This is a genomic window from Streptomyces harbinensis, assembly GCF_900116145.1.
GTDB lineage: Bacteria > Actinomycetota > Actinomycetes > Streptomycetales > Streptomycetaceae > Streptomyces > Streptomyces carpaticus.
Map to the genome: position 1 here is coordinate 722,262 of NZ_FPAB01000001.1, position 26,866 is coordinate 749,127.

The 26,866-nt window shown below is 73.5% G+C and carries 29 protein-coding genes; 20 read left to right on the forward strand and 9 right to left on the reverse strand.

Annotated features, from left to right (window positions below; genetic code table 11):
- Window positions 1-79 precede the first annotated feature (79 nt).
- The 4 genes from BM385_RS27460 (at window position 80) to BM385_RS03260 (ending at window position 3,004) form a co-directional block, all read left to right on the forward strand.
- Entirely contained in the window at window positions 80-907 is an 828-nt protein-coding gene (locus BM385_RS27460; protein WP_019434166.1) for a (2Fe-2S)-binding protein, read from the forward strand.
- Window positions 908-1,062: 155 nt separating this feature from the next.
- Window positions 1,063-2,067, forward strand: a complete 1,005-nt coding sequence (locus tag BM385_RS03250) for a DUF2637 domain-containing protein (RefSeq protein WP_093842117.1) — start codon at window positions 1,063-1,065, stop codon at window positions 2,065-2,067.
- 51 nt (window positions 2,068-2,118) lie between these two features.
- Window positions 2,119-2,601 carry a DUF456 domain-containing protein gene (locus tag BM385_RS03255; RefSeq protein WP_037756039.1) on the forward strand — a complete coding sequence of 161 codons (483 nt, stop codon included), beginning with the start codon at window positions 2,119-2,121 and terminating at the stop codon, window positions 2,599-2,601.
- Between the two features lie 25 nt (window positions 2,602-2,626).
- Complete coding sequence (locus tag BM385_RS03260; RefSeq protein ID WP_019434163.1) at window positions 2,627-3,004, forward strand: PPOX class F420-dependent oxidoreductase; 378 nt, start codon at window positions 2,627-2,629, stop codon at window positions 3,002-3,004.
- On the opposite strand, the gene BM385_RS03265 is transcribed toward BM385_RS03260, so the two are convergent.
- The 5 genes from BM385_RS03265 to BM385_RS03285 form a co-directional block, all read right to left on the reverse strand.
- Entirely contained in the window at window positions 2,982-4,451 is a 1,470-nt protein-coding gene (locus tag BM385_RS03265) for a DNA-3-methyladenine glycosylase 2 family protein (protein WP_093842233.1), read from the reverse strand. The genes BM385_RS03260 and BM385_RS03265 overlap by 23 nt on opposite strands.
- 94 nt (window positions 4,452-4,545) lie before the next feature.
- A complete protein-coding gene (locus BM385_RS03270; RefSeq protein ID WP_019434161.1) occupies window positions 4,546-5,016 on the reverse strand; it encodes a PPOX class F420-dependent oxidoreductase in 471 nt (156 codons plus the stop codon).
- 53 nt (window positions 5,017-5,069) lie between these two features.
- Window positions 5,070-7,466, reverse strand: coding sequence for an endopeptidase La (lon, locus tag BM385_RS03275; RefSeq protein WP_019434160.1), 2,397 nt, complete (start codon window positions 7,464-7,466; stop codon window positions 5,070-5,072).
- 119 nt (window positions 7,467-7,585) lie between these two features.
- On the reverse strand, window positions 7,586-8,467 hold the full coding sequence (locus tag BM385_RS03280; protein WP_019434159.1) for a Sco1979 family transcriptional regulator: 882 nt from the start codon (window positions 8,465-8,467) through the stop codon (window positions 7,586-7,588).
- The gene (locus BM385_RS03285; RefSeq protein WP_019434158.1) at window positions 8,460-9,761 is read right to left on the reverse strand and encodes a YihY/virulence factor BrkB family protein; all 1,302 of its coding nucleotides are present in this window, start codon (window positions 9,759-9,761) and stop codon (window positions 8,460-8,462) included. The genes BM385_RS03280 and BM385_RS03285 overlap by 8 nt, the downstream gene beginning before the upstream one ends.
- Window positions 9,762-9,877: 116 nt before the next feature.
- Between BM385_RS03285 and BM385_RS03290 the strand changes: the two genes are divergently transcribed.
- The 12 genes from BM385_RS03290 (at window position 9,878) to BM385_RS03350 (ending at window position 21,850) form a co-directional block, all read left to right on the forward strand.
- A complete protein-coding gene (locus BM385_RS03290; protein ID WP_078576128.1) occupies window positions 9,878-11,524 on the forward strand; it encodes an acyl-CoA dehydrogenase family protein in 1,647 nt (548 codons plus the stop codon).
- A 29-nt stretch (window positions 11,525-11,553) separates the two neighbouring features.
- On the forward strand, window positions 11,554-12,135 hold the full coding sequence (locus BM385_RS03295; RefSeq protein WP_019434156.1) for a GNAT family N-acetyltransferase: 582 nt from the start codon (window positions 11,554-11,556) through the stop codon (window positions 12,133-12,135).
- Window positions 12,136-12,500: 365 nt separating this feature from the next.
- Window positions 12,501-14,195 (forward strand): nitrite/sulfite reductase, encoded by a 1,695-nt coding sequence (locus BM385_RS03300; protein ID WP_093842118.1) that lies wholly within the window; start codon window positions 12,501-12,503, stop codon window positions 14,193-14,195.
- Between the two features lie 30 nt (window positions 14,196-14,225).
- Complete coding sequence (locus BM385_RS03305; protein ID WP_019434154.1) at window positions 14,226-14,411, forward strand: hypothetical protein; 186 nt, start codon at window positions 14,226-14,228, stop codon at window positions 14,409-14,411.
- A complete protein-coding gene (locus BM385_RS03310) occupies window positions 14,408-15,142 on the forward strand; it encodes a phosphoadenylyl-sulfate reductase (RefSeq protein WP_019434153.1) in 735 nt (244 codons plus the stop codon). The genes BM385_RS03305 and BM385_RS03310 overlap by 4 nt, the downstream gene beginning before the upstream one ends.
- Before the next feature lie 22 nt (window positions 15,143-15,164).
- Complete coding sequence (gene cysC / locus BM385_RS03315; RefSeq protein ID WP_093842119.1) at window positions 15,165-15,719, forward strand: adenylyl-sulfate kinase; 555 nt, start codon at window positions 15,165-15,167, stop codon at window positions 15,717-15,719.
- Window positions 15,716-16,627 carry a sulfate adenylyltransferase subunit CysD gene (cysD, locus tag BM385_RS03320; RefSeq protein ID WP_019434151.1) on the forward strand — a complete coding sequence of 304 codons (912 nt, stop codon included), beginning with the start codon at window positions 15,716-15,718 and terminating at the stop codon, window positions 16,625-16,627. The genes cysC and cysD overlap by 4 nt, the downstream gene beginning before the upstream one ends.
- A complete protein-coding gene (locus tag BM385_RS03325) occupies window positions 16,627-17,955 on the forward strand; it encodes a sulfate adenylyltransferase subunit 1 (RefSeq protein WP_019434150.1) in 1,329 nt (442 codons plus the stop codon). The genes cysD and BM385_RS03325 overlap by 1 nt, the downstream gene beginning before the upstream one ends.
- Window positions 17,956-18,177: 222 nt before the next feature.
- Window positions 18,178-19,290, forward strand: a complete 1,113-nt coding sequence (locus tag BM385_RS03335; RefSeq protein ID WP_019434149.1) for an ABC transporter substrate-binding protein — start codon at window positions 18,178-18,180, stop codon at window positions 19,288-19,290.
- A gap of 58 nt (window positions 19,291-19,348) precedes the next feature.
- Entirely contained in the window at window positions 19,349-20,152 is an 804-nt protein-coding gene (locus tag BM385_RS03340) for an ABC transporter ATP-binding protein (protein WP_019434148.1), read from the forward strand.
- Window positions 20,139-21,038 (forward strand): ABC transporter permease, encoded by a 900-nt coding sequence (locus BM385_RS03345; protein WP_019434147.1) that lies wholly within the window; start codon window positions 20,139-20,141, stop codon window positions 21,036-21,038. Before BM385_RS03340 ends, BM385_RS03345 begins: the two co-directional genes overlap by 14 nt.
- Complete coding sequence (locus tag BM385_RS03350; protein WP_037756059.1) at window positions 21,035-21,850, forward strand: sirohydrochlorin chelatase; 816 nt, start codon at window positions 21,035-21,037, stop codon at window positions 21,848-21,850. The genes BM385_RS03345 and BM385_RS03350 overlap by 4 nt, the downstream gene beginning before the upstream one ends.
- On the opposite strand, the gene BM385_RS03355 is transcribed toward BM385_RS03350, so the two are convergent.
- The 3 genes from BM385_RS03355 to BM385_RS28350 all read right to left on the reverse strand — a co-directional run bounded on the left by BM385_RS03355 (window position 21,823) and on the right by BM385_RS28350 (window position 23,224).
- A complete protein-coding gene (locus BM385_RS03355) occupies window positions 21,823-22,341 on the reverse strand; it encodes a winged helix-turn-helix domain-containing protein (RefSeq protein WP_078576123.1) in 519 nt (172 codons plus the stop codon). The genes BM385_RS03350 and BM385_RS03355 overlap by 28 nt on opposite strands.
- Before the next feature lie 31 nt (window positions 22,342-22,372).
- Window positions 22,373-22,936: an NADPH-dependent FMN reductase gene (gene ssuE / locus BM385_RS03360; protein ID WP_019434144.1), complete on the reverse strand. Its 564-nt coding sequence runs from the start codon at window positions 22,934-22,936 to the stop codon at window positions 22,373-22,375.
- A gap of 204 nt (window positions 22,937-23,140) precedes the next feature.
- The gene (locus BM385_RS28350) at window positions 23,141-23,224 is read right to left on the reverse strand and encodes a putative leader peptide (protein WP_106438435.1); all 84 of its coding nucleotides are present in this window, start codon (window positions 23,222-23,224) and stop codon (window positions 23,141-23,143) included.
- Window positions 23,225-23,559: 335 nt separating this feature from the next.
- Here BM385_RS28350 and BM385_RS03365 point away from each other — a divergent pair, with 335 nt between their 5' ends.
- The 4 genes from BM385_RS03365 to BM385_RS03380 all read left to right on the forward strand — a co-directional run bounded on the left by BM385_RS03365 (window position 23,560) and on the right by BM385_RS03380 (window position 26,302).
- Entirely contained in the window at window positions 23,560-24,042 is a 483-nt protein-coding gene (locus tag BM385_RS03365) for a cysteine dioxygenase (RefSeq protein ID WP_093842120.1), read from the forward strand.
- Window positions 24,043-24,046: 4 nt separating this feature from the next.
- A complete protein-coding gene (locus BM385_RS03370) occupies window positions 24,047-24,514 on the forward strand; it encodes a rhodanese-like domain-containing protein (protein ID WP_093842121.1) in 468 nt (155 codons plus the stop codon).
- A gap of 64 nt (window positions 24,515-24,578) precedes the next feature.
- Window positions 24,579-24,980, forward strand: a complete 402-nt coding sequence (locus BM385_RS03375; RefSeq protein WP_019434141.1) for a gamma-glutamylcyclotransferase family protein — start codon at window positions 24,579-24,581, stop codon at window positions 24,978-24,980.
- Window positions 24,981-25,048: 68 nt separating this feature from the next.
- Window positions 25,049-26,302: an MFS transporter gene (locus BM385_RS03380; protein ID WP_093842122.1), complete on the forward strand. Its 1,254-nt coding sequence runs from the start codon at window positions 25,049-25,051 to the stop codon at window positions 26,300-26,302.
- On the opposite strand, the gene BM385_RS03385 is transcribed toward BM385_RS03380, so the two are convergent.
- Window positions 26,262-26,858: a DUF1697 domain-containing protein gene (locus tag BM385_RS03385; RefSeq protein WP_093842123.1), complete on the reverse strand. Its 597-nt coding sequence runs from the start codon at window positions 26,856-26,858 to the stop codon at window positions 26,262-26,264. The genes BM385_RS03380 and BM385_RS03385 overlap by 41 nt on opposite strands.
- Between the last annotated feature and the right edge of the window lie 8 nt (window positions 26,859-26,866).

Sequence of the window (26,866 nt, forward strand, 5' to 3'; positions counted from 1 at the left end):
CGAGATCAAACCCCCTCCTTGATCGGGTAAGGTAAGCCTTACCTCTCCGTCTCGTCCTTGCTCTTGATTCGGTGGCACCATGCACGTCTCCGCTCTCGCCCCGGCCCTGCCGCTGGCACCCGCACTCGATCGTGCGAATGATGTCCTGAGCACCCTCCGGTTCACCCAGGAGGCACCGCGCGGCGGCCCGGGATGGGTGCGCGGCAGCGATCTCGCCGAGGCGGGAACCGTGTTGGAGGATTTCCTGGCCTGGGACGACGAACGCATTCTCGCGGACTACGGACAGCGCGGCCGGCCGCAGGTCGTGGCCAGTTTCGCACTGCACCGGTACGCGTGGCCCGCCGCCGTCCTGTTCACGCTCCCCTATTTCCTGCTGCGCCGGGTGCCGTGGCTGGCGCCGGAGGATGTCGCATTCCATCGGGCGGATGGCTTGATCACCGCGGCTCCCGCTCCGTTCAGCTGCCTGCCGGACGATCCGCTGGCCGGCCATCCGGACGCCCGGGTCGTCGCGGACGAGGAGCAGCTGCGGGCGGCGGTGCGCGAGGCGGCGGCGGCGCATCTGGGTCCGGTGCTGGAGGGTTTCCGGCCGCGGATGCGCCGGGGCAGCCGGGCGCTGTGGGGCATGGCGACCGACGAGCTGACCGAGAGCCTGTGGTACCTGGGCTCGCTGCTGGGCGAGGAGGAGCGCGCGCTGGCCGAGACGGAGCTGCTGCTGCCCGGTGGCACCACCCCCTATCCGGGTGGTGCGTCGTTCCGGAACCTCACCGGTCCGGATGGTGCGACGCTGCGGACCCGCGACCGGGTCAGCTGCTGTCTCTTCTACACGCTGCGCCCGGAGGCCACCTGTGTGACCTGCCCGCGCATGTGTGACAGCGAGCGGATCGAACGGCTGTCGGCCGTTCGCTAAAGGTTTCGCAACAAATCGCGCAACCCCCGTTTACCCCTCACCCATTGGTGGGGCCGGGTTGTGAACCTCACCAGGCCACCGGCCTGTTGACGCAGGATGCTGGCGGAAACACAGCCGCGAAAGACGACTTCCCGAGCCGGGTAAGGTGCTCCGCTATGACCGACATAGAGTTCAGCTGGGTGATCGCCGGAGCCGTGCTCCTGGCCGGCGCCCTTGTCGCGGTGACCCTCATGAGCAAGGGGCGCAAACCTGCGGCAGCGGCTGCCGACGGAGCGCAGAGCGATTCGTGGGAAGTGATGGAGGAGCGCAGGCGGCGCAAGGAGCGCGCGTACGCGACCGCCTCCTACCTCCTGCTGTTCTGCTGCGCCGGGGTGGCGGCGGCGCTGTCCTTCCAGGGTCTGGTCGGCTTCGGCCGGGAGAACCTGAACCTCTCCGGCGGCTGGGAGTACCTGGTTCCGTTCGGCCTGGACGGCGCGGCCATGTTCTGCGCGGTGATCGCGGTGCGCGAGGCGAGCCAGGGCGACGCGTCGCTGGGTTCGCGGATGCTGGTGTGGCTGTTCGCCGGTGCCGCCGCCTGGTTCAACTGGGTGCACGCGCCGCGCGGTGAGATGCACGCCGGTGCCCCGCAGTTCTTCGCCGGGATGTCGCTGTCAGCGGCCATCCTCTTCGACCGCGCGCTCAAGCAGACCCGCAAGGCGGCGCTGCGCGAGCAGGGCCTGGTGCCGCGTCCGCTGCCGCAGATCCGCTTCGTGCGCTGGATGCGTGCCCCGCGCGAGACGTACGGCGCCTGGTCGCTCATGCTGCTGGAGAACGTCCGCACCCTGGACGAGGCCGTCGAGGAGGTCCGCGAGGAGCGGCGCACCAAGGAACTGGAGAAGGCCCGCCGCAAGGAGCAGCGCAAGCTGGAGAAGGCGCGGATGAAGGCGCTGGGCCGGCAGCAGCGGGTCGAGGTCGCCGTGGAGCAGGCCGGCGGGGACCGCGAGCCGGCCGCGCTGGAGTCCGGCCCGACGGCGGTTGGCCGCCCGGCCCTGGACGCTCCCGGCTCGCTGGGCACCGCGGGCGCCGCCGCCGGCTCCACCGGGACGGACATGTCCGGCGCGGACGGCCGGCTGAACTCGCTTGAGGAGAAACTGGCCCGGATCGAGCGTCAGTTCAACTGAACCGGGCCCCGCGTGCGGCACCGCTGACCGGAATACGGCAGCCTGATCCCCATGGGGATATGGCAGCTGTTACTGGTGGGCCTGGTGATGCTGTTGGGGCTGCTGGGCATCATGATGCCCGGGGTGCCGGGACCACTGGTGGTGTGGGCCGCCGTGTTCTGGTGGTCCTCCGCCGAGGGCACCTCGCAGGCGTGGTGGGTCCTGGTCACCGCCACCGCGCTGCTCTTGGTCAATCAGGCGGTGCAGTGGCTGCTTCCGGCCGCCGGCCGGCGGGAGGCCGGGGTACGGCGGCGGCAGCTGCTGTTCGCCGGGGGGAGCGGGATCGTCGGCTTCTTCGTCCTGCCGGGGATCGGCCTGGTGCCCGGATTCGTCGGGGCACTGTACGGGTGGGAGCGGGCGCGGCTGGGCGACCACGGCGCGGCGCTCGCCTCCACCCGCGTGATCATGCGGACGGTGGGACGCCGGATGCTGGTCGAACTGGCGGCATGTCTGCTGGTCACGGGGGTATGGCTCGGCGTGCTGCGCTGGGGCTGAGCGCGCCGCGTGGCAGGCTGCGGCCATGAGGGAACAGGCTGAGTTCAGCGCTCCGGAACGCGCCTATCTGGCCACCCAGCGGCTGGGGCGGCTGGCCACCGTGGACCCGGCGGGACAGCCGCAGGCCAATCCGGTGGGGTTCTTCCCGCAGGACGACGGCACCGTGCTCATCGGTGGCCGTGCCATGGGCGACACCAAGAAGTGGCGGAATCTCACGGTCAATCCGCTGCTGTCGCTGGTGGTGGACGATCTGGCGAGCGTGCAGCCGTGGCGGGTGCGCGGGGTGGAGATCCGCGGCGTGGCGCAGTTGCTGGTGGGCGAGCGGGATCTGGGGCCTGGCTTCAGCCCGGAGGTGATCCGGCTGCACCCGCGCCGCGTCATCAGCTGGGGACTGCCGGACTGACCCGCAGCTGCGCGTCCCCGGCGGCCCGCCACAGGTGGTGGACGGCGTAGGAGCGCCACGGCCGCCAGCCCCCGGCGTCGCCCGGGCCGGCCCCGATGGCGGCCAGCCCGTGGCGTACCCCGGCGTCGCCCGGCAGGAAGACGTCCGGGTCGCCCAGCGCCCGCATCCGCAGATAGCCAGCCGTCCAGGGCCCGATGCCGGGCAGCGCCAGCAGGGCGGCCTGCGCCGCGTCCCGGTCGGCGCCCGGTTCGAGCACCACGGTGCCCTCCGCCAGCGCGGCGCACAGCGCGCGCAGGGTGCGGCGCCGGGTGTCGGGCATGCCCAGCTCGGTGAGCGGCGCCTCGGCCAGGGCGTCGGCGGTGGGGAAGACATGGGTGAGGGCGCCGTCGGGGGCCGGCAGCGGCTTGCCGTACGCGGCGACCAGCGTGCTGGCGAGGGTACGGGCGGCGGCCACGGTGATCTGCTGGCCGAGGACGGCGCGCACCGCGAGTTCGTGGAGCTGGGCGGCGCCCGGGGACCGCAGCCCGGGGCGGGCGGCGGCGAGCGGGCCGAGCCGCGGATCGGCGGCGAACCGTTCGGCGACGGCGTACGGGTCGGCGTCCAGGTCGAACAGCCGGCGCAGCCGCTGGACGGCGGTGGTCAGATCGCGCAGATCGGTCAGCCGCAGCCGGGCGGGGAGCCAGCCGGGGCCGCCGCTCTCGCCGACCTCGGCGACACCGGTGCCGTGCGGCAGGTCGAGGGAGCGGCGGTAGCCGCGGGTACCGGGCTCGCCGGTGATCTCCTCGATGCCGGCCACGGCCCGGCGGGCGAGGAAGTCGAAGACCTCCCGGGCCGCGTACGGGCCCCGGTGGGCGAGCCGCAGCGGGACGCCGGCGCCGTCCCGGGGCGCGGCGGTGCGCGAGCCGCGCAGCTGGGTGGGGGTGCGGGCGTAGATCTGCCGGATGGTGTCGTTGAACTGGCGGACGCTGGCGAAGCCGGCCGCGAAGGCGATCTCGGTGACCGGCAGATCGGTGGTCCGCAGCAGGATGCGGGCGGTGTGGGCGCGCTGGGCGCGGGCGAGGGCGACGGGTCCCGCGCCGAGTTCGGCGGTGAGCTGGCGCTGGACCTGCCGGGGGCTGTAGCCGAGCCGGGCGGCGAGGCCGGTGACGCCGTCGCGGTCGACGACGCCGTCGGCGATCATGCGCATGGCGCGGCCCACGGCGTCCGCGCGGAGGTTCCACTCGGCGGAGCCGGGCACCGCGTCGGGCCGGCAGCGGCGGCAGGCCCGGTAGCCGGCGGCCTGGGCGGCGGCGGCCGAGGGGTGGAAGGTGACGTTGGCGCGCTTCGGCGTGAGGGCCGGGCAGCTGGGCCGGCAGTAGATGCCGGTGGTGCGCACGGCCGTGTAGAAGACCCCGTCGAACCGTGCGTCCCGGCTGCGGACCGCTTCGTACCTGCTGTCGTCGTCCATCACACTGCCCAGTGTGCGCCCGGGGCGGGGGCGCACACCGGCGGGAATCGGACACGGCCGTCCGCCGGGGCCGGCGGGCGGGCAGGGGCGGTGTTCAGTCGTCCTGGGCGAGCCGGGCCGGGAAGCCGCCGGTGGCGACCGGGCCCCAGGAGGTGGGTGTGATCCGGATCAGGGACTTGCCCTGCCGGGTCATCGCCTCCCGGTACTCGTCCCAGTCGGGGTGCTCGCCGGCGATGTTGCGGTAGTAGGTGACCAGTGGTTCCAGGGCCTCGGGGAGATCGAGCACCTCGGCGGTGCCGTCGATCTGCACCCAGGGGCCGTTCCACTCGTCGGAGAGCACGATCAGCGAGACCCGTTCGTCCCGGCGGGCGTTGCGGGTCTTGGCGCGCTCCGGGTAGGTGGAGACCACGATCCGGCCCTCGTCGTCCACGCCGCAGGTCAGCGGCGAGCCCTGCGGGGAGCCGTCGGCGCGGCGGGTGAGCAGGATGGCGCGGTGCCGGGGGCGGACGAAGTCCAGCAGTCCGGGGAGGTCCACCCGGGTGGTGGTGGCGATGGAAGGGCTCATGGGATCCGACCCTAGGTGATGACCGGGCCGGATCCCCTGAGCTTTTCGCGGTCTCAGGCGGCCATGGCCACCTCGGTGCCGGCCGGGGTCAGGGCCAGTTCCAGCACCTGGCGCACATCGGTGACCGGGTGCACCTCCAGGTCCGCCAGGACCTCCTCGGGGACGTCGTCCAGGTCCGGCTCGTTGCGCTGCGGGATGATCACCGTGGTGATCCCGGCCCGGTGCGCGGCGAGCAGCTTCTGCTTGACGCCGCCGATCGGCAGTACGCGGCCGGTCAGCGACACCTCGCCGGTCATCGCCACATCGGGCCGCACCTGGCGGCCGGAGAGCAGCGAGGCCAGCGCGGTGGTCATGGTGATGCCGGCGCTGGGGCCGTCCTTGGGCACCGCCCCGGCGGGGATGTGCAGATGGACGCCGCGCTCCTTGAGGTCGCCGACCGGCAGTTCCAGTTCGGCGCCGCGCGAGCGCAGGTAGGACAGGGCGATGTGGCCGGACTCCTTCATCACGTCGCCCAGCTGGCCGGTGAGGCTCAGCCCGGCGCCGCCGGTCTCCGGGTCGGCGAGGGACGCCTCGATGTAGAGCACGTCGCCGCCCGCGCCGGTGACGGCCAGGCCGGTGGCCACGCCGGGCACCGCCGTGCGGCGCTGCTCGGGCGACTGGGCGGCCTCCGGGGTGTGGTGCGGCCGGCCGATCAGGGAGCGCAGCGCGTCCTCGGTGACGGTGTACGGCAGCGTCAGCTCGCCCAGTTCGCTGCGGGCGGCGACCTTGCGCAGCAGCCGGGCCAGGGCGCGCTCCAGGGAGCGGACGCCGGCCTCGCGGGTGTACTCGCCGGCCAGCTTGCGCAGCACGCCGTCGGTCACCCGGATCTCCTCGCCGTCCAGGCCGGCCCGCTCCAGCTGGCGGCGCAGCAGGTGGTCCCGGGCGATGGTGACCTTCTCGTCCTCGGTGTAGCCGTCCAGCTGCACCAGCTCCATCCGGTCCAGCAGCGGCTGCGGGATGCCCTCCAGCATGTTGGCGGTGGCCAGGAAGACCACGTCGCTCAGGTCCAGCTCCACCTCCAGGTAGTGGTCCCGGAAGGTGTGGTTCTGGGCCGGGTCGAGGACCTCCAGCAGCGCGGCGGAGGGGTCGCCCCGGTAGTCGCTGCCGACCTTGTCGATCTCGTCGAGCAGGACGACCGGGTTCATGGAGCCGGCTTCCTTGATGGCGCGCACGATGCGGCCGGGCATGGCGCCGACGTAGGTGCGGCGGTGGCCGCGGATCTCGGCCTCGTCGCGGACGCCGCCGAGCGCGACCCGCACGAAGTCGCGGCCCATGGCGCGGGCCACCGACTCGCCCAGCGAGGTCTTGCCGACGCCGGGCGGGCCGACCAGGGCGAGCACGGCGCCGCCGCGCCGGCCGCCGATGACGCCCAGGCCCTTGTCGGCGCGGCGCTTGCGCACCGCCAGGTACTCGGTGATGCGTTCCTTGACGTCGGTGAGCCCGGCGTGGTCGGCGTCCAGGACGGCCTTGGCGGCGGCGATGTCGTAGGCGTCCTCGGTGCGGCGGTTCCAGGGCAGCTCCAGGACGGTGTCCAGCCAGGTGCGGATCCAGCTGCCCTCGGGGGAGGCGTCGGAGGAGCGCTCCAGCTTGTCGACCTCCTTGAGGGCGGCCTCGCGGACCTTCTCCGGCAGGTCGGCGGCCTCGACCCGCGCGCGGTAGTCCTCGCCCTCGTCGGCGGCGTCGCCGTTCAGCTCGGCCAGTTCCTTGCGGACGGCCTCCAGCTGGCGGCGGAGCAGGAACTCGCGCTGCTGCTTGTCGACGCCTTCCTGGACGTCCTTGGCGATGGATTCGGCGACGTCCTGCTCGGCGAGGTGGTCGCTGAGCAGCTTGAGGGCCAGCCGCAGCCGTTCGGTGGGGTCGGTGGTCTCCAGGAGCTTCAGCCGCTGCTCGGTGGTGAGGAACGGGGAGTAGCCGGCGTTGTCGGCGAGGGCTCCGGCGTCGTCGATCTGCTGGAGCCGGTCGACGGCCTCCCAGGCGCCGCGCTGCCGCAGCCAGGCGGTGGCCAGCGCCTTGTACTCCTTCATCAGCTCGGCGACGGCGCCGGGCGGCGGAGCGGGCTGCTCCTCGGTGACGGGCGTACCCTCGACCCACAGGGCGGCGCCGGGGCCGGTGGTGCCGGCGCCGATGCGCACCCGGCGCAGGCCGCGGATCAGGGCGCCGGGGCCGCCGGCGGAGAGCCGGCCGACCTGTTCGACGCGGCCGGCGACGCCGATGGCGGCGTACTGTCCCTCGACCCGCGGCACCAGCAGGACGCGGGGCTTGTCGCCGCGGGAGGCGGCGGACTGGGCCGCTTCGACGGCGGCGCGGATCTCCGGGTCGGACAGTTCCAGCGGAACGACCATGCCGGGCAGTACGACCTCGTCGTCCAGGGGCAGCACGGGCAGGGTGAGTGTGTCGGATGACGGTGCCATGACCTCTCCCTCAGCAGACAAGTTGAGTTCACTGCACTCAATGCGGAGAGGCGGCGGGATGTTCCCCGCCCGCCGGATGTTCGCTGTGAGCGATCAGCCGGCGGCGCAGGGGTACGGGCTCAGGTCTCGCGCAGCAGCCGGCGCAGGAAGTCCGCCGTCGCGGTGGGCGGCTCGGCCTGGATCACGACCTGGTTCATCACGTGCCGGTACTGCTCGATCTCGGCGGGCTTGTCCGGGTAGACCCCGCCGGTCAGCTGTTCCAGGTACACCACGTCGGGCAGCTCGGCGCCGGGCGGGCGCAGCACCGTCACCGGGCCGCCGACCGCCGCGTGGCCGCCGGCCGAGAAGGGCAGCACCTGGAGGGTGATGTGCGCGAGCCGGGAGATCTCCAGGAGATGCTCCAGCTGCTCGCGCATCATCGCCGCGCTGCCCATGGAACGGCGCAGCGCCGCCTCGTCGATCACCGCCCACAGATGGGGCGGGCCGGGCCGGTGCAGGATCCGCTGCCGGGCCATCCGCAGCTCGACGCGGCGCTCCAGCAACCCGTCCTGCGGCTCGGGGGTGAGCCGGTGCACGGCCCGGCTGTACCCCTCGGTCTGGAGCAGCCCCGGGATGAACTGCTGCTCGTAGGTCCTGATGACCACGGCCGCCTGTTCGAGACCGAGGTAGACGTTCAGCCAGCTGGGCACCACATCGTGGTACGCGTGCCACCAGCCCGGGGTGTTGGACTGGCGGGCCAGGGCGAGCAGCGTGGCGCGCTCGGCGGCGTCGTCCACCCCGTACAGGGTCAGCAGATCGTCGACGTCGCGCAGCTTGAAACCGGTGCGGCCCATCTCCAGCCGGCTGATCTTGGAGTGCGAGGCGCGGATCACCTCGCCCGCCTCCGCGCCCGTGATCCGGCGGGCCTCGCGCAGCCGGCGCAGCCGGGCGCCGAGGATCATCCGGGGAACGGTGGGGCCGGATCTGCGGTCGTCCAGCGGCCCGCCGGTGCGCTCAGTCACGGCCCTTGTCACGCCCATGTCCGCTCCCATGCCGTACCCGCGAACGCCTCACTGTACTAGAACCCTTGCCCCGCGATCCGGCCCTGACCGTCACCGACTTGGCCCCCCGGCGGTCGGTGCCCTGGATGCGCCGTCTGCGGTCGTTTCCCGCCCGGCGCATGCGCTCCAGCTCCTCCCGCAGCTCTCCGCGCCGCCAGGCTTTCGCCCAGCGGCCCGCCGTCACCAGCGGGTCGGCCGGTTCGGGGATGCCCTGGGCCTCGGCCCGGCTGCGGCGCGACTTGACGGCGGCGGCCATCGCGGCACCGGCCGCCGCCCTGGCGCGCTCGCTCTCGGCCCGGGCGGCGGCGATGGTGGCGGTGGGCCAGATCCGGTCCACGGCCGCGTTCAGCGCGGCGCCCACCAGCACCGCGAAGGCGGACATGCCCAGCCACAACAGGATCGCCACCGGCACCGCCAGTGACCCGTACATGCTGGGGCCTTCGACGGTGGCCCGCAGATACGCCTTGAGCGCGTACGCGCACAGCGCCCAGATGGTCAGCGCCACCAGCGCGCCCGGGATGTCCTCGCGCCAGGGCGAGCGCACCGGCACCGACACGTGGTACAGCGTGGTGAGGAAGGAGACGCACAGCAGCAGGAGCAGCGGCCAGTAGGTGTACCGCAGCACGCCGGCCAGCTGCGGCTGCCACTCGGCGACGATGCCGGGGCCCAGCACCACGGCGGGCACCGCGATCGCGCCGACCACCAGGCTGACCACGTACATGGTGAACGCCAGCAGCCGGGTGGTGGCCGGGTTGCGGTGCCCGTCCAGGCCGTACATGACGGTGATGGTGCCGACGAACACGTTCATCGCCCGGGACCCGGACCACAGGGCCACGATGAAGCCGAACGACATCACATCGGGGCGCGGCCCGGACATCAGGTCGTTGATCAGCGGGGTGATGACCTCGTCCACCCCGCGCTCGGAGAGCATCGCGCCGGAGAGGTCCAGGATGTGGCCGCGCACCGTGGGCAGCGCGCTGGTGCCGGCCACCGCGTCCAGGTTGGAGAGCAGCCCGATCAGGCCCAGCAGCAGCGGCGGCAGCGAGAGCAGCGTGAAGAACGCCGCCTCGGCCGCCATGCCCATCACCCGGTGCTCGGAGCAGGAGGTGATGGTGTCCTTCAGCAGCAGCCAGGAGAGCCGGCCCTTGGGGATGTTGCGGTAGACCGCGCTGCGCGAGGGGCGCCCGCGCCGCCGGCGCTCCCGCCTCTCCCGTTTCCGGTCCTCCTTCTCCTGCTTCCCGCCTTCCTTCCGCACGGTCCGCTCCGGTTTCCGGTCACGCTGTGCTTCCCCCCGCTCCGCCGTGCGCTGCGCGCGCTGCCCCGCCGGTATGGGTACTGACTCTTCGGCGTCCACGGCCCTAAGTTACGGGCATGACCTCCAGCACTCACAGCGTGGCCAACCAAGTCCCACCCCTGGTGGGACACGACGTCTTCGGTGCGGACGCCGCGCTGCGCGAAGCCGTGGCGCGGTACAGCACCGACGCCGCCCGCGCGCGGAGCACCGCCGCCGAACTCGGCGAGCTGGGCCGCACGGCCGGCTCCGCGCGGGCCCAGGAGTGGGGCCGGCTGGCGAACGAGAACCCGCCGGTGCTGCACACCCACGACCGCTACGGCGAACGGGTGGACGAGGTGGAGTTCCACCCGGCCTGGCACCAGTTGCTGGAGAAGGGGGTGGCGGCCGGGCTCACCGCGGCGTGGCCGCGCCCCGACGGGCACCTGCGGCGCACCGCCGCGTTCGTGGTGTGGTCGCAGGTGGAGGCCGGGCACGGCTGCCCGCTGTCGATGACGCACGCGGCGGTGCCCGCGCTGCGCGCCGAGCCGGAACTGGCCGCCGTGTGGGAGCCGCTGCTGACCTCCACCGTGTACGAGCCGGGGCTGCGGCCGGCGGCCGGCAAGGCGGGGGTGCTGGCCGGGATGGGCATGACGGAGAAGCAGGGCGGCTCGGACGTCCGGGCCAACACCACCGAGGCGGTGCCGCTCGCGGAGGCCGGGGCGTACGCGCTGCGCGGGCACAAGTGGTTCTGCTCGGCGCCGATGTCGGATGTGTTCCTGGTGCTGGCGCGGGCGCCGGGCGGGCTCACCTGCTTTCTGCTGCCCCGGGTGCTGCCTGACGGCAGCCGCAACACCTTCCTGATCCAGCGGCTGAAGGACAAGCTCGGCAACCGCTCCAACGCCTCGGCCGAGGTGGAGTTCGACGGCTCCACCCTGGCCTGGCGCATCGGCGAGGAGGGGCGCGGGGTGGCCACCATCATCGAGATGGTGGCGGCCACCCGGCTGGACTGCGTGGCCGGCTCGGCGGCGATCATGCGACAGGCGGTGACCCAGGCGGTGCACCACGCCCGATACCGCTCGGCGTTCGGCGGGCCGCTGATCGACAAGCCGCTGATGCGCAACGTCCTGGCGGATCTGGCGCTGGAGTCGGAGGCGGCGACCGCGCTGGCGATGCGGCTGGCGGCGGCGCAGGACCGGGCGGCGGCCGGCTCGGCGGGTGAGCGGCATCTGCTGCGGCTGGCGGTCCCGGCGGCCAAGTACTGGGTGACCAAGCGCTGTACGCCGCTGACCGCCGAGGCGCTGGAGTGCCTGGGCGGCAACGGCTACGTGGAGGAGTCCGGGATGCCCAGGCTGCTGCGCGAGTCGCCGCTGAACTCGATCTGGGAGGGCGCGGGCAATGTGCAGGCGCTGGACGTGCTGCGGGCGCTCCAGCGCGAGCCGCAGGCGCTGAACGCGTTCCTGAACGAGGTCGGGCAGTCCTCGGGCGCCGATCACCGGCTGGACGCGGCGATCAAGGAGGTGCTGACCGAACTGTCCGATCTGGACGGCATCGAGGCGCGGGCCCGGCGGCTGGTGGAGCGGCTGGCGCTGGTGCTCCAGGGCTCGCTGCTGGTCCGGCACGCCCCGGCGGAGGTCGCGGACGCGTTCTGTGCCTCGCGGCTGGGCGGGGAGCGGGGGCTGGCGTTCGGGACGCTGCCGAACGGGCTCGACCTGGAAGCGGTGGTGGAGCGGGCACTGCCCGGCTGACCGCGCCCGGCCTGTGATGGGATGTCCGTATGACGACCACCCCGGCGACCGAGGCCGTGACGTACTGGTATCTGGAGCAGACCGCCCCCGGGGACCTGCGGCCCGCCCGGGAGATCGCCCCGGGCGCGCCGGTGCGGATCGAGCGGGCGGCGGTGCCCAGCCCGGAGTTCAGCCGGTTCCTGTACACGGCGGTGGGCCAGGACGTGGCGTGGATCGACCGGCTGCCCTGGGACCGTGCCCGTTGGCAGGCCCAACTGGAGCGGCCCGGGGTGGAGACCTGGGTGCTGTACGAGCACGGCACCCCCGGCGGTTTCATCGAACTGTCCGGCGAGGAGTCCGGGGTGGTGGAGATCGGCTACTTCGGGCTGCTGCCCGCCTTCCGGGGCCGGGGCCTGGGCGGCGCGCTGCTGAGTGCCGGCACCGCCCGCGCCTGGGATCTGGCCGACCGGACGCCGGGGCACCGGCCGACCGGCCGGGTGTGGCTGCACACCTGCTCCCGGGACGGGGAGCACGCCCTGGACAACTACCGGCGGCGCGGCTTCCGGGTGTACGACACGCGCACCGCGCAGGAGCCGTACGCGCGGCAGCCGGGGCCCTGGCCGGGTGCGTGACGCGGCCGTACGGACCGCCTCTCACCGGCCACGTCCCAGCATGCGGGACTCCACAGTCCGGATGACGGACGATGGTGGACTGCCCCGCGCGCCGCGTGCCACGCTGACCGGCATGTCGCGAGCAGGAACCGCCCTGGTGAGCAGGCGCCACATCGACCTCGGTCGCATGTGCAGCGCCCTGTGTCCGCCCGGCTGAGCGCTTTCCGCCCCGCTTTCAGCCCCACCAGCCGACCCCGTTCCCCGACCGCCCGGTGCGTCCCGCGACCACCGGCCGCCTCCCGACGCCTCCGGCCAGCCGGTCCGCCCCCGCGCGGCCCCGCAGGCGCCGGACCCCTCCTCGCTGCCTGCAGAAGGACCGGAGAACCATGTCCGAATCCGCGGAGAAACCCGCCGCACCGCCCCGCCGCAAGGCCGGCCGCCACCGCGGCGAAGGCCAGTGGGCGGCAGGACACTTCAGCCCGCTCAACCCGAACGAGCAGACCAAGAAGGACGACGACGGTCTCAACGTACGGACACGCATCGAGACGATCTACGCCCACCGCGGCTTCGACTCCATCGACGGCGCCGATCTGCGCGGCCGGATGCGCTGGTGGGGCCTGTACACCCAGCGCCGCCCCGGCATCGACGGCGGCAAGACCGCCATCCTGGAGCCGGAGGAGCTGGACGACGAGTTCTTCATGCTGCGGGTGCGCATCGACGGCGGCCGGCTGACCACCGCGCAGCTGCGCGTCGTCGCCGAGATCTCCCAGGAGTTCGCCCGCGGCACCGCCGACATCACCGACCGGCAGAACATCCAGTACCACTGGATCCGCATCGAGGACATGCCGGAGATCTGGCGCCGGCTGGAGGCGGTGGGCCTGTCCACCACCGAGGCGTGCGGCGACACCCCGCGCGTCATCGTCGGCTCCCCGGTGGCCGGCATCGCCGCCGACGAGATCGTCGACGGCACCCCCGCCATCGAGGAGATCCAGCGCCGCGTCCTGGGCAACAAGGCGTTCTCCAACCTGCCGCGCAAGTTCAAGGCCGCCATCTCCGGCTCCCCGCAGCAGGACGTGGCCCACGAGGTCAACGACGTCGCCTTCGTCGGCGTCGAACACCCCGAACGCGGCCCCGGCTTCGACCTGTGGGTCGGCGGCGGCCTGTCCACCAACCCGAAGATCGGCGTGCGGCTGGGGGCCTTCGTCCCGCTGGAGGACGTCCCCGACGTGTACGAGGGCGTCATCGGCCTCTTCCGGGACTACGGCTACCGGCGGCTGCGCAACCGCGCCCGGATCAAGTTCCTGGTCGCCGACTGGGGCGCGCAGAAGTTCCGGCAGGTACTGGAGGACGAGTACCTGCTGCGCCGCCTGGCCGACGGCCCGGCCCCGGCCGCGCCCGTCGAGCAGTGGCGCGACCACATCGGCGTCCACCGGCAGCGCGACGGGCGGTACTACATCGGATTCGCCCCCCGCGTCGGCCGGGTGGACGGCACCACCCTCGCCAAGATCGCCGACCTCGCGGAGGCGCACGGCTCGGGCCGGGTGCGCACCACCGTGCAGCAGAAGATGCTGATCCTGGACGTGCCCGAGGACCGCGTCACCTCCCTGACCGAGGGGCTCGCGGCGCTGGACCTCACCGCCGAGCCCTCCCCGTTCCGGCGCGGCACCATGGCCTGCACCGGCATCGAGTTCTGCAAGCTGGCGATCGTGGAGACCAAGGCGCGCGGCGCCTCGCTCATCGACGAACTGGAGCGCCGCCTCCCCGGCTTCACCGAGCCGCTGACCATCAACATCAACGGCTGCCCCAACTCCTGCGCCCGCATCCAGATCGCCGACATCGGGCTCAAGGGCCAGCTGGTCACCGACGCCGAGGGCCGGCAGGTCGAGGGCTACCAGGTGCACCTGGGCGGCTCGCTCGGTCTGGAGCCCGGCTTCGGCCGCAAGGTGCGCGGGCTGAAGGTCACCTCGGCCGAACTCCCCGACTACATCGAGCGGGTGCTGCGCGCCTTCCAGGAACAGCGCGCCGAGGGCGAGTCCTTCGCCCGCTGGGCGGCGCGCGCCGACCAGGAGGCCCTGACATGAGCGGCACCCGGCGGACGGGAGGACGGCCCGGTGAGTGAACGCGCCGCCCCCCACTACTGCCCCTACTGCGGCGACGAGGATCTGCGCCCCTCCGAGGAGGGACACGGCACCTGGGAGTGCGCCGCCTGCAACCGCGCCTTCCGGCTGAACTTCCTGGGCCTGCTCGCGAGCGGGCTGCGGCACCGGCCGCCCGGCGGCCACGGGGAGGAGATATGACCGGACCCACCACCGACCCCGATCCCACCACCGACCCCACCGCCACCGCCGCCGCCCGCCGCGCCCTCGCCGAACGCGCCGGCCGCGAACTGGAGGACGCCCCGGCCCTGGAGATCCTGCGCTGGGCCACCGACACCTTCGGCGAGCGGTTCTGCGTCACCTCCTCCATGGAGGACGCCGTGGTGGCCCACCTCGCCTCCCGGGCCCGCCCCGGCGTGGACGTGGTGTTCCTCGACACCGGCTACCACTTCCCCGAAACCCTCGGCACCCGCGACGCCGTCGAGGCCGTGATGGACGTCCGCCTCATCACCCTCACCCCCCGCCGCACCGTCGCCGAGCAGGACGCCGAACTCGGCCCCGCCCTGCACGAGCGCGACCCCGACCGCTGCTGCGCACTGCGCAAGGTGGCCCCGCTGGAGCGCGGCCTGGCCGGGTACGACGCCTGGGCCACCGGGCTGCGCCGCGACGAGTCCCCGACCCGGGCCACCACCCCGGTCGTCGGCTGGGACGAGCGCCGCGGCAAGGTCAAGGTCTCCCCCATCGCCCGCTGGACGCAGGACGACGTGGACCGTTACGTCGCCGAGCACGGCGTGCTGACCAATCCGCTGCTCCAGGACGGCTACGCCTCCATCGGCTGCGCCCCCTGCACCCGCCGGGTGCGGGCCGGGGAGGACGCGCGCGCCGGACGGTGGGCCGGGCGCGGCAAGACCGAGTGCGGGCTGCACGGCTGATGACACGGAAGGGAGGGACCCGATGAGCGAGCAGCGTCCGGACGGTGGTGGCGCCACCGTCTGGCTGACCGGACTGCCCAGCGCCGGCAAGACCACCATCGCGCGCGCCCTGGCCGGCCGGCTGGCGCGGGAGGGCCGGCGGGTGGAGGTGCTGGACGGCGACGAGATCCGTGAACACCTGTCCGCCGGGCTCGGCTTCGACCGCGCGGACCGCGACACCAATGTGCGGCGCATCGGCTTCGTCGCCCAGCTCCTGGCCTCGCACGGCGTGCTGGTGCTGGCCCCGTCCATCGCCCCGTACGCGGACAGCCGCGAGGCGGTGCGCAAACGGCACGAGGCCGCCGGCACCCCGTATCTGGAGGTCCATGTGGCCACCCCGGTCGGCGTCTGCGCCCAGCGGGACGTGAAGGGGCTGTACGCGCGGCAGGCGGCGGGCGACCTGAGCGGGCTCACCGGCGTGGACGACCCGTACGAGGAGCCGGCCGCCCCGGATCTGCGGCTGGTCACCGAGGGCCGCAGCGCCGAGGAGTCGGCCGGCGCGGTGCACGCGCTGCTGGCGGAGCGGGGGCTGGTGTGAGCGGCAACGAACCGTACGCGCTGACCCATCTGGACGTGCTGGAGTCCGAGTCGGTGCACATCTTCCGGGAGGTGGCCGGGGAGTTCGAACGCCCGGTGATCCTCTTCTCCGGCGGCAAGGACTCCATCGTCATGCTGCATCTGGCGCTCAAGGCGTTCGCGCCGGCGCCGGTGCCGTTCGCGCTGCTGCACGTGGACACCGGGCACAACTTCCCCGAGGTCATCGACTACCGCGACCGGATCGCCGAGCGGCACGGGCTGCGACTGCACATCGCCTCCGTGCAGGAGTTCATCGACCGCGGCGAACTGCGCGAACGCCCCGACGGCACCCGTAACCCGCTGCAGACCGTGCCGTTGCTGGACGCCATCCGCTCCCACCGCTTCGACGCCGTCTTCGGCGGCGGCCGGCGCGACGAGGAGAAGGCCCGCGCCAAGGAGCGGGTGTTCTCGCTGCGGGACGAGTTCGGCGGCTGGGACCCGCGCCGCCAGCGCCCCGAGCTGTGGCAGCTGTACAACGGACGGCACGCCCCGGGCGAGCACGTGCGGGTCTTCCCGCTGTCCAACTGGACCGAGCTGGACGTGTGGCAGTACATCGGCCGGGAGAAGATCGAGATCCCCGCCATCTACTACGCCCACGAGCGCGAGGTGTTCGCCCGCTCCGGCATGTGGCTGGCCCCCGGCGGCTGGGGCGGCCCGCGCGAGGGCGAGCGCACCGAGCGCCGCCTGGTGCGCTACCGCACCGTCGGCGACATGTCCTGCACCGGCGCCGTCGAGTCGGACGCGGCCACCATCGAGCAGGTCATCGCCGAGATCGCCGCCTCCCGCCTCACCGAGCGCGGCGCCACCCGCGCCGACGACAAACTGTCCGAGGCTGCCATGGAGGACCGCAAACGCGAGGGGTACTTCTGATGCCGGACACCACCTCCCTGCTGCGCTTCGCCACCGCCGGCTCCGTCGACGACGGCAAATCCACCCTGGTGGGCCGGCTGCTGCACGACTCCAAGTCGGTCCTGGCCGACCAGCTGGCCGCCGTCGAGACCGCCTCCCGCAACCGGGGGCAGCAAGCGCCCGACCTGGCGCTGCTCACCGACGGGCTGCGGGCCGAGCGCGAGCAGGGCATCACCATCGACGTCGCCTACCGCTACTTCGCCACGCCCCGGCGCCGGTTCATCCTGGCCGACACCCCCGGGCATGTGCAGTACACCCGGAACATGGTCACCGGCGCCTCCACCGCCGACCTGGCCGTCGTCCTGGTCGACGCCCGCAACGGGGTGGTGGAGCAGACCCGCCGGCACGCCGCCGTCGCCGCGCTGCTGCGCGTGCCCCACGTGGTGCTCGCCGTCAACAAGATGGACCTGGCCGGCTACGCCGAGCCGGTCTTCGCCCGCATCGCCCGCGAGTTCGCCGACTACGCCGCCTCGCTGGGCGTCCCCGAGGTGACCGCGATTCCCATCTCGGCACTGGCCGGCGACAACGTGGTCACCCCCTCGGCGCACATGGACTGGTACGGCGGGCCCACGGTGCTGGAGCACCTGGAGACGGTACGGGTGGGCGGTGAGCCGTCCGCCGGTCCCGCCCGGTTCCCGGTGCAGTACGTGATCAGGCCGCAGACCGCCGAGCACCCCGACTACCGGGGGTACGCCGGGCGGCTGGCCGCCGGGGTGCTGCGGGTGGGCGAGCCGGTCACGGTGCTGCCCTCGGGGCGCTCCAGCACGGTGGCGGGCATCGACGCGCTGGGCACCGCGGTGGATGTGGCCCGCGCCCCGCAGTCGGTGACGGTGACCCTCGCCGACGATCTGGACATCTCGCGCGGGGACGTGCTGGTGCCGGCCGGCACCGGGCCCGTCCCGTCCCAGGACATCACCGCCACCGTGTGCCATCTGCACGACCGGCCGCTGGTGCCCGGGGCCCGGGTGCTGCTGAAGCACACCACGCGCACCGTGAAGGCCATCGTCAAGGAGATCCCGTCCCGGCTCGCGCTGGACGACCTCGCGCAGTACCCGGCGCCGGGCGCGCTGGCCGCCAACGACATCGGCACGGTGGTGCTGCGCACCTCGGAGCCGCTGCCGGTGGACCCGTACGCGCGGTTCCGGGCCACCGGATCGTTCCTGCTGATCGACCCGGCCGACGGCGCCACCCTCACCGCCGGCATGGCGGGCGAGGCGTTCGCGCGCCCGGCGGCCGGCGACGGCGACGGCGGCGGGGCTGCGGCGGACGACGAGGGGTGGGATTTCTGATCATGCCCAGGGACGTCTTCTCGACCTTCGCGAAGGAGGGCGGGCGGGTCGGCAGCGGCGCACTGGGCGCCGGGCACGGCGGGATCGCGCGATGTGCGGGCCACTGAGCACCTGAGCCGCTCGTCCCGCACCACCCTCCCGCCGCCGCTCCGCGCCGGGAGGCGCCCCCGACCGCCCGGCCGTCCTCCGGCGCGCCGGTCGGCCTCCCGAGAGGATTCCCCCGTGACCACCGCGCGCCGCTCCCTGCTGACCGCCGCCGTCCTCGCCCCGCTGCTGATCGGTGTCACCGCCTGCGGCTACGGCTCGAACAACTCCTCCGACGACTCCGGGACCCCCGCGGACCGGGAGAACGCCGGGGACGTCCTGTCGGTCGACAACGTCAACATCGGCTACTTCGCCAACATCACCCACGCCACCGCCGTCATCGGCCTCCAGGACGGCGGGCTCATCGAGCGGGAACTGGGCGGGACGACCTTCACCCCGTCGATCTTCAACGCGGGACCCTCCGCGATCGAGGCGCTCAACGGCGACTCCATCGACGTCACCTTCATCGGCCCCAACCCGGCCATCAACGGCTGGGCGCAGTCGGGCGGGCGCAATCTGCGGATCGTCTCCGGTGCCGCGTCCGGCGGCGCCTCACTGGTCGTCAACCCGGACCGGATCTCCGGCCTGGACGACCTGGAGGGCGCCACCCTGGCCACCCCGCAGCTGGGCAACACCCAGGACGTGGCCCTGCTCAGCTACCTCGCCGACCAGGGCTTCGACGTCGACCCGACCACCGGCGCGGGCGAGGTGGACGTGGTGCGCATCGCCAACGCCGAGATCCCGACCGCCTTCGAGGGCGGCGACATCGACGGCGCGTGGGTCCCCGAGCCGACCGCGGCCAAGCTGATCAACCAGGGCGCGGTGGAGATCCTGGACGAGGCCGAGCTGTGGGAGAACGGCCAGTACGTGGTCACCCACGTCATCGCCGCCCAGAGCTTCCTGGAGGAGCACCCGGACGTGGTGGAGGCCATCATCCGCGGCGTGGTGCGCACCAACGCCTGGATCAACGAGCACCCCGAGGAGGCGAAGGAGCAGTTCAACGCCGCCATCGCCGCGCTGCCCGGCGGCAGCGAACTGCCCGCCGAGGTGCTCGACCCGGCCTTCGACCACGTCGAGTTCCTGAACGACCCGCTGGCCGACTCGCTGCGGATCAGCGCCGAGAGCACCGTCAACGCCGGGCTGCTGGACGAGGTCGACCTGGCCGGGATCTACGACCTCTCGCTGCTGAACCGGGTCCTGGCCGAGGAGGGCCTGGAGCCGGTGAGCGACGGCGGCCTCGGTGTCGAGTGAGGACCGCCCCGGCCCGTCCGACCCGTCCGATCCGCAATCCCACCACGAGGTGAGAGCGATGGCCACCACACTCAACAAGCCGGACGCCACCACCACCGCCGCCGCCCCGGCCTCCGAGCCGGCCGTCCGGCTCGACGGGGTGTCGAAGTCCTTCGGCCGGCCGGGCCGGTCCCAGCTCGTCCTGGACGGCATCTCGCTGGATGTCGCCCCCGGCGAGTTCGTCACCCTGCTCGGCGCCTCCGGCTGCGGCAAGTCGACGCTGCTGAACCTGGTCGCCGGTCTTGACGCGCCCACCTCCGGGACCATCACGGTCCCCGGCGGCCGGCCGGCCCTGATGTTCCAGGAGCACGCGCTGTTCCCCTGGCTGAGTGCCGGCAAGAACATCGAACTGGCGCTGCGGCTGCGCGGCGTCCCCAAGGCCGGGCGCCGCCCCGAGGCCGAGCGGCTGCTGGAGCTGGTGCGGCTGAAGGGCTCGTACGGCAAGCGGGTGCACGAGCTGTCCGGCGGCATGCGGCAGCGGGTGGCGCTGGCCCGGGCGCTGGCGCAGGACAGCCGGCTGCTGCTGATGGACGAGCCGTTCGCGGCACTGGACGCCATCACCCGGGACGTGCTGCACGAGGAGCTGACCCGCATCTGGTCCGAGACCGGGGTGTCGGTGCTGTTCGTGACGCACAACGTGCGCGAGGCGGTGCGGCTGGCGCAGCGCGTCGTGCTGCTGTCCTCGCGGCCCGGCCGGATCGCCCGTACCTGGGAGGTGGACATCGCCCAGCCGCGCCGGATCGAGGACGCCGAGGTCTCCGCCCTGTCCCTGGACATCACCGAACAGCTGAGGGGGGAGATCCGCCGCCATGGCCAGCACTGAGACGACGGAAGGCAAACACGGCGGCGGTGATCTGGCCGGCCTGGAGGCGGGCCTGGACGCCCTGGACAGCAAGGCGGCGGACGAACGGCCGCCGCTGGGCCGGCTGCTGCTGAGCAAACTGGTGCCGCCGCTGGTGGCGGTGGCGCTGGTGCTCGCGGTGTGGCAGCTCGCCTACTGGGCGGAGGTCAAGCCGGACTACATCCTGCCCAGCCCGCTGGACGTGTGGGGCGCGATCGAGAAGATGTGGCTGGACGGGGTCCTGCTCGGCTACATCTGGACCAGCGTCTCGCGCGGCATCCTCGGCTTCGCCATCGCGATCGCGGTGGGCACCCCGCTGGGGCTGCTGGTGGCCCGGGTGAAGGTGGTCCGGGCGGCGATCGGACCGATCCTGACCGGCCTCCAGTCGCTGCCGTCCATCGCGTGGGTGCCGGCGGCGCTGATCTGGTTCGGGCTCACCGACACCGCGATCTTCGCGGTGGTGCTGCTGGGCGCGGTGCCCTCGATCGCCAACGGTATCGTGGCCGGCGTGGACCAGATCCCGCCGCTGTATCTGCGGGCGGGCCGGACGCTGGGCGCCCGCGGGCTGACGGCGGTGCGGCACATCCTGCTGCCGGCCGCGCTCCCCGGCTATCTGGCGGGCCTCAAGCAGGGCTGGGCGTTCTCCTGGCGCTCCCTGATGGCGGCGGAACTGATCGTCACCTCGGCGAAGCTGGGCACCGGACTCGGCCAGCTCATGGAAGGGTTCCGGGCGTTGCAGAACATGTCCGGGGTGCTGGCCACCATCATCCTGATCCTGCTGGTCGGGGTGGCCATCGATCTGCTGTTCTTCTCGCCGCTGGAGCGGCGGGTCCTGCGCAGCCGGGGCCTGCTGGCGAGGAACGGCTGACCGGGGCCGCCCCACTGCTGCTGATCGCCCACGGCAGCCGGGACCCGGGGCACGCGGCGACCGTGCACGCGCTGGCGGCGCGGGTGCGGTCGCTGCGGCCGGGGCTGCGGGTGACGGTGGGCTTCCTGGAGTTCGACCGTCCCTCGGTACCGGGGGCGCTGGCCGGGCTGCATGCGGCGGGGGTACGGGAGGCGGTGGCGGTGCCGCTGCTGCTGACCCGGGCCTACCACGCGAAGACCGACATCCCGGCCGTCCTGGCGGAGTGTCTGCCGCGGCTGCCGGGGCTGCGGGTGCGGCGGGCGGGGGTGCTGGGCCTGGACCCGCTGCTGCTCGGCGCGCTGGAGCGGCGGCTGGCGCAGGCCGTGCGGCCGGGGGCGGCGGGCGAGCGGGCCCGGGTCCCGCTCGGTGGCCCCGCTGCCGCCGCCCGCACCGGCATCGTGCTGGCCGCCGCCGGCTCCTCCGATCCGGCGGCCCGCACCGCCGTCGGGGCCGTCGCGCGGAGCTGGCGGGAGCGCGCCGGCTGGGCAGCGGTGCGGCCCGCGTTCGCCTCGGCCGCACAGCCGGGGACGGCCGATGCCGTCCGCGCGCTGCGCGCGGACGGCATCGGGCGGGTGCTGGTCGCCCCGCTGGTGATCGCGCCGGGCCGCCTTCCGGGGCGGATCGCGGCGGCGGCCCGGGAGGCCGGCGCCGACGCGCTGGCGCCCGTACTGGGCGCCGCCCCGGAGCTGGCCGCCCTGCTGCTGCGCCGCCACGACGAGGCGGCGGCGGCGAGCGGCGCGGCGGATCACACCGTGGCGGGCACGTACTTGTAGCCGACCCGGCGCACCGTCACGATCCGCTCCCGGTAGGCCGCCCCGAGCTTGCGGCGCACCCGCGCGACGTGCACGTCCACCGTCCGCTGGTCGCCGACCGGGCCGTACCCCCAGATCGTCGTCACCAGCTGCTCGCGGCTGTAGACGCGGTGCGGGTGGCGCACCAGGTGGGCCAGCAGCTCGAATTCGAGGTAGGTGAGTTCCAGCAGCGCCCCGTCCACCCGGGCGGTGCGCTCCTCCTCGTCGATGGTGATGCCCCGTCCGCTCGCCGCCCGTTCGGTGGGGACGGCGGCGGTCGGTACGGTGATCAGCTCGTTCAGCCGGGTGCCCGCGGGGGCGAGGACCAGGTAGCCGACCAGGGGTACGGAGCTGTCCACGCCTTCGGGGACAACGGTGATCGTCATGTCGGACAGGTCTGACAGGGGTGTGGTCAGCTGCGGCATGATCGGCTCCTTCACGGATATGGGACGGTCGAAGCCTGGGGCGGTCATGCGGTGGGTGCCTTTCGGAAGGTCACTGATGTCACTGCGGCGAGAGCGCCGGACCGGCGGCGGTGGACGCGGGGAGCGCTTCGATGAAGGCGTCGATCGCGTCGAACAGCCGCAGTTCGGCCTCGGGACGGATCTGCGCGGATCCGTCCGGGCGGCGGGCGATGTCGTCCTCCAGCTGGTAACAGCCGCCGACCACGTGCCGGGCGCGCAGGGCGGTGAGCACCGGGCGCAGCGCGTAGTCGATGGCCAGGACATGCGCGTAGCTGTCCCCGGTGGCCAGCGGCAGCACCGTCTTGCCGGCCAGTCCCGACTGCGGCAGCAGATCGAGAAAGGTCTTGAGCAGGCCGGTGTAGGCCGACTTGTACACGGGGGTGGCGACGATCAGCCCGTCCGCGACGGCGACATCCTCCAGCGCGCGCCGCAGCACGGCGCCCGGCCGGCGGATGCCCAGCAGTTCCTCGGCCGGCAGTTCCCGCACCACCAGGTGTCCCGCGTCGAATCCGGTGAGCGAGAGCCGGTCGATGGCGTGCTGCACCAGTGCGGCGGTGCGCGATTCCCCGGCCGGGCTGGCCGATACCGCGAGAATGTGCGTCATGAATCACTCCGGGAGCATCGGAAACCGGAAATGGACCGGGAATTGGGTGGAGCACGGCAGGGCAGGGCGACACGGTGGCGCGATTTCCGATGCGAGCCGCGGAAATGACGGGTTACCGCCCGTCGGCGGGTGATGATTCAACGACGCGGCTGGTGCCGGGGATTCACGGCCGCTGCGGGCCCGAGGAGGTCAGCTGTGCTGTGTTCAGCGGCCGTTGGCACAGATAGCGCTGGCCTGCCGTCGCAGATCGACGTGCAGGCGCGTCACGAGAACGTCAGCTTGACTCACAGTAGGTGAGCTTGCCAGCAACCGCTCCCCGGCGTCAAGGTATTGCCGCCCCGTCTCAATTACTGGAACGCCGGCAATGCGGCAGGGACCGTATTTCGCCGGATGACCGTCGTGAAAACACGGATGCCGCTTGACCGGGGCACGGACCGGCTGTCAATGTGGCCCGCATGTCGACCGGTAAGCGCTTCTTCTCCAGGCAGCACGTGGACTTCGTCCGCGTGGCCAGCGCGCTGTGTCGCCGCGGCCGTCCCTGACGGTCGCGCCCGGTGTCAGCCGTGGGCGCGGCGTCCCGCCTTCCCGCCCACCGCATCCGGCACCGCAGAAGAGGTCACCTCATGTCCGCTTTCTCCGCTCCGCCCCGTTCGCCCGCCGGCCCGGGAGCGCCGTACACCCCGGCCCGGCTGGCCGAAACCGTGCGCAGGATCGCCGCCCGTCCCGCCTCCTGGCGGCCGCTCGCCCGGTTCACCTCGCCCGAGCGCTGGTACCACCGGCTGCACCGGGCCGAGGGGTACGAGGTGTGGCTGCTGACCTGGCTGCCGGGACAGGGCACCGAGATCCACGACCACGGCGGCTCCGCCGGGGCGTTCACGGTCGTGGAGGGCACGCTGACCGAGGAGACGTTCCCGGGGGCGCGGCGACTCCCGGTGGGCGGACTGCGGTCGTTCGGGCCGCGCCACATCCACCGGGTCAGCAACCGGGGTACAGAACCGGCGGTCAGCGTGCACGCGTACGGCCCCGCGCTGACCTCGCAGACCTACTACCGGCTCGGCGCGGACGGCGCGCTGCGGCCGGACCGCACCGAGACGATTGACGACTGACTCCATGACGACGATCGACACCCATCTGGCGGCCGTCCGCGCGGGCCTGGACCGGCTCGGCCCGCACCAGGCGCAGGCGGCCCGGGAGCGCGGGGCGGTGCTGGTGGACACCCGGCCCGCCTTCCAGCGGGACGCGGACGGCACCATCCCGGGAGCGCTCGTGATCGAGCGCAACCATCTGGAGTGGCGCTGCGATCCGGCCTCCGGCGCCTCGGTGCCGGAGGCCACCGACCGCGACGTGCACTGGATCGTGGTGTGCGACGAGGGGTACGCCTCGTCGCTGGCCGCCGCCTCGCTGCGGGCGCTGGGGCTGCACCGGGCCACCGACCTGATCGGCGGCTTCCAGGCGTGGCGGCGGGCTGGGCTGCCCGTGGAGGTCTCAGACCCGACCGGCGATTCCCCCCTACGCGGCGACACGCAGCTCAACCACCGGCCGGGTCCCTCTCCCACCCCGGCGGGTCCGCCATCGTAAATGGTATGGACCGATCACCGCCAGTGGGCGGTCCGATACGCACCGGCTCATGCAGGATGAGGGCATGTCAGGTGAGCCCGAGCGACTGCCGTTCTTCGTCTACGGAACCCTGCGCGCCGGGCAGCGCCACCACACGTGGGCGCTGCGCGGGCGCACCGACCGCGAGGAGCCGGCCGTCCTGCCGGGCGCGCTGCTGTACGAGGGGCCCGGCTACCCGTACGCGGTCGCGGTGCCGGACCCCGCACAGCACGTCCACGGCGAACTGATGCACCTCGCGGCGGCCCGCTTCCCGGCCGTCCTGGCCACCCTGGACCGGCTGGAGGGCCCGGACTACGACCGGCTGACGGTCCGGCTGCTCGACGGCGCCCGCGCCTGGACGTATCTGGCCGCCGAACCCCTGGCGACCCGGCTGCGCACCACCGGCACCCCGGTCCCGGGCGGCGACTGGCTCGCCCGGGGCGGCTGAGCCGGTACGACGGGGAGGCGCACGCCCGGCCGGCAACCGGTCGCCGAGCCGCGGTCGTCCCCGTTTCCATGGCATGGGGAATCGATCTGCGTCCGCTGCGCATACCGGCGTTCCGCCGGCTGTGGCTGTCGAGCGCGGGCACCGCGTTCGGCGCGAGCTTCACCGCCGTGGGCATTCCGCTGCAGATCTACGAACTCACCGGTTCGTCCGCCTACGTCGGCCTGTCCGCGCTGGCCGCGCTCGGCCCGCTGACGATGGCCGCGCTGTGGGGCGGCGCGCTGGCGGACGCCGTTGACCGGCGGCGGCTGCTGCTGGTCACGGGCGGCGCCATGGCGGCCGTGGGGGCGGCGCTGTGGCTGACGGCGGGCGCGGCCTCCCCGGCCTCGCTGTTCGTCCTGCTCGGTCTGCTCCAGGGCTGTTACGGCGCCAACCACACCGCGCGCGGCTCGACCGTACCGCGGCTGGTCCCCGGGCCACTGCTGCCGGCGGCCAACGCGCTGGACAGCACGGTGCGCTGGCTCGGCCCCGTCCTCGGGCCGCTGCTCGCCGGGGCGCTGCTGTCCGTGGCCTCGGTGACAGCGCTGTACGCGGTGAACACCCTGATGCTCACCCTGGTACTGATCCCGGTGTGGCGGCTGCCGCCGCTGCCCGGCACCGGACGGCGGCGGGCCCGGCTGCGGGAAGCCGGCGCGGGGCTGCGGTATCTGCTGGGGCGCCGGCTGCTGTGGGCGGTGGCGGTGGCCGACCTGGTGGCGATGGTGTTCGGCAACCCGGTGGCGCTGTTCCCCGAACTGTCCCAGCGCACTTTCGGCGACCCGCCGGGCGGCGGCTTCGCGCTCGGGCTCCTGACGGCGGCGATGGCGCTGGGCGCGGTACTGGCCGGGTTCGTCTCCGGCCTGTTCACCCGGCTGGTACGGCACGGGCGGGTCATCACGCTGGCCGTCTGCGGCTGGGGGCTCGCCGTCGCCGCCTTCGGGCTCACCCGCCGGCTGTGGCCGGCCGCACTGCTGCTGGTGCTGGGCGGGGCGGCGCTGATGGTGCTGAGCGTGTTCCGCAGCACGCTGATCCAGCAATGCACCCCGGACGCGCTGCGCGGCCGGCTCCAGGGCGTGATGACCGTGGTGTCGGCCGGCGGGCCGTGGCTGGGGCAGCTGGCCCACGGCACGGCGGGCGCCGCCCTCGGCACCACCTGGGCGATCACCGGCGGCGGACTGCTGACGGTGGCGGCCGTGCTGGTGCTGGCGGCGCTGGTCCCGGAGCTGACCCGCTACCGCGCCGGGGTCACTCCGGCTCCTCCCCCGCCAGCTCCCGCAGCTTCGTGACAGTGCGCCAGTTCCGTGCGGTGGCCAGGTGGCCCCGCAGAGCACCGGTCAGGGCGTCCGCGAGTCTGCTGCGGCCCATGCCGTCCGGGAAGTACGCGAAGACCTCCCGCTCGCCGGCCTTGAAGGTGCCCGGCGCGTAGCGATCGGCGTCGAGGCGGGCGAGCGCGGCCCGGTCGGGCGCGCCGTCGAGGAAGAACACGAGCAGTTTCGCCGGGTCGAGCGCGGCCGTGTCGTACGGGCAGCGGGCGGCGACGGCGCGCAGCTCGGCGGCGGCGAGCACCAGGGTGTCCACCGGGAAACCGAACCTGCTCTCCAGCGCCGCCGCCAGCTCCCGGGCCAGGGCGGCCGGATCGCTGCCGCGCGGCGCGCCGAAGACCGCGTTGCCGCTCTGGAGGTGGGTCACCGGCGCCCGGTGGCCCAGCCCGGCCAGCACTTCCCGCAGGTCGGCCATCGGCACTCTGCGGTGTCCGCCGACGTTGATGCCGCGCAGCAGCGCCACGTACCGCGCGGTGCGCTCGCCGCTCTCCGCGGTGGGTCCCTCGGTGCCGTCCGTCATGCCGCCAG

What these genes read in the sequence shown, in the direction of transcription:
- BM385_RS27460 (WP_019434166.1), top strand. Translation starts at nt 80, where the DNA reads ATGCACGTCTCCGCTCTCGCCCCGGCCCTGCCGCTGGCACCCGCACTC.
- BM385_RS03250 (WP_093842117.1), top strand. Translation starts at nt 1,063, where the DNA reads ATGACCGACATAGAGTTCAGCTGGGTGATCGCCGGAGCCGTGCTCCTG.
- BM385_RS03255 (WP_037756039.1), top strand. Translation starts at nt 2,119, where the DNA reads ATGGGGATATGGCAGCTGTTACTGGTGGGCCTGGTGATGCTGTTGGGG.
- BM385_RS03260 (WP_019434163.1), top strand. Translation starts at nt 2,627, where the DNA reads ATGAGGGAACAGGCTGAGTTCAGCGCTCCGGAACGCGCCTATCTGGCC.
- BM385_RS03265 (WP_093842233.1), bottom strand. Translation starts at nt 4,451, where the DNA reads ATGGACGACGACAGCAGGTACGAAGCGGTCCGCAGCCGGGACGCACGG.
- BM385_RS03270 (WP_019434161.1), bottom strand. Translation starts at nt 5,016, where the DNA reads ATGAGCCCTTCCATCGCCACCACCACCCGGGTGGACCTCCCCGGACTG.
- lon (WP_019434160.1), bottom strand. Translation starts at nt 7,466, where the DNA reads ATGGCACCGTCATCCGACACACTCACCCTGCCCGTGCTGCCCCTGGAC.
- BM385_RS03290 (WP_078576128.1), top strand. Translation starts at nt 9,878, where the DNA reads ATGACCTCCAGCACTCACAGCGTGGCCAACCAAGTCCCACCCCTGGTG.
- BM385_RS03295 (WP_019434156.1), top strand. Translation starts at nt 11,554, where the DNA reads ATGACGACCACCCCGGCGACCGAGGCCGTGACGTACTGGTATCTGGAG.
- BM385_RS03300 (WP_093842118.1), top strand. Translation starts at nt 12,501, where the DNA reads ATGTCCGAATCCGCGGAGAAACCCGCCGCACCGCCCCGCCGCAAGGCC.
- BM385_RS03310 (WP_019434153.1), top strand. Translation starts at nt 14,408, where the DNA reads ATGACCGGACCCACCACCGACCCCGATCCCACCACCGACCCCACCGCC.
- cysC (WP_093842119.1), top strand. Translation starts at nt 15,165, where the DNA reads ATGAGCGAGCAGCGTCCGGACGGTGGTGGCGCCACCGTCTGGCTGACC.
- BM385_RS03325 (WP_019434150.1), top strand. Translation starts at nt 16,627, where the DNA reads ATGCCGGACACCACCTCCCTGCTGCGCTTCGCCACCGCCGGCTCCGTC.
- BM385_RS03340 (WP_019434148.1), top strand. Translation starts at nt 19,349, where the DNA reads ATGGCCACCACACTCAACAAGCCGGACGCCACCACCACCGCCGCCGCC.
- BM385_RS03345 (WP_019434147.1), top strand. Translation starts at nt 20,139, where the DNA reads ATGGCCAGCACTGAGACGACGGAAGGCAAACACGGCGGCGGTGATCTG.
- BM385_RS03355 (WP_078576123.1), bottom strand. Translation starts at nt 22,341, where the DNA reads ATGACCGCCCCAGGCTTCGACCGTCCCATATCCGTGAAGGAGCCGATC.
- ssuE (WP_019434144.1), bottom strand. Translation starts at nt 22,936, where the DNA reads ATGACGCACATTCTCGCGGTATCGGCCAGCCCGGCCGGGGAATCGCGC.
- BM385_RS03365 (WP_093842120.1), top strand. Translation starts at nt 23,560, where the DNA reads ATGTCCGCTTTCTCCGCTCCGCCCCGTTCGCCCGCCGGCCCGGGAGCG.
- BM385_RS03370 (WP_093842121.1), top strand. Translation starts at nt 24,047, where the DNA reads ATGACGACGATCGACACCCATCTGGCGGCCGTCCGCGCGGGCCTGGAC.
- BM385_RS03375 (WP_019434141.1), top strand. Translation starts at nt 24,579, where the DNA reads ATGTCAGGTGAGCCCGAGCGACTGCCGTTCTTCGTCTACGGAACCCTG.
- BM385_RS03380 (WP_093842122.1), top strand. Translation starts at nt 25,049, where the DNA reads ATGGCATGGGGAATCGATCTGCGTCCGCTGCGCATACCGGCGTTCCGC.
- BM385_RS03385 (WP_093842123.1), bottom strand. Translation starts at nt 26,858, where the DNA reads ATGACGGACGGCACCGAGGGACCCACCGCGGAGAGCGGCGAGCGCACC.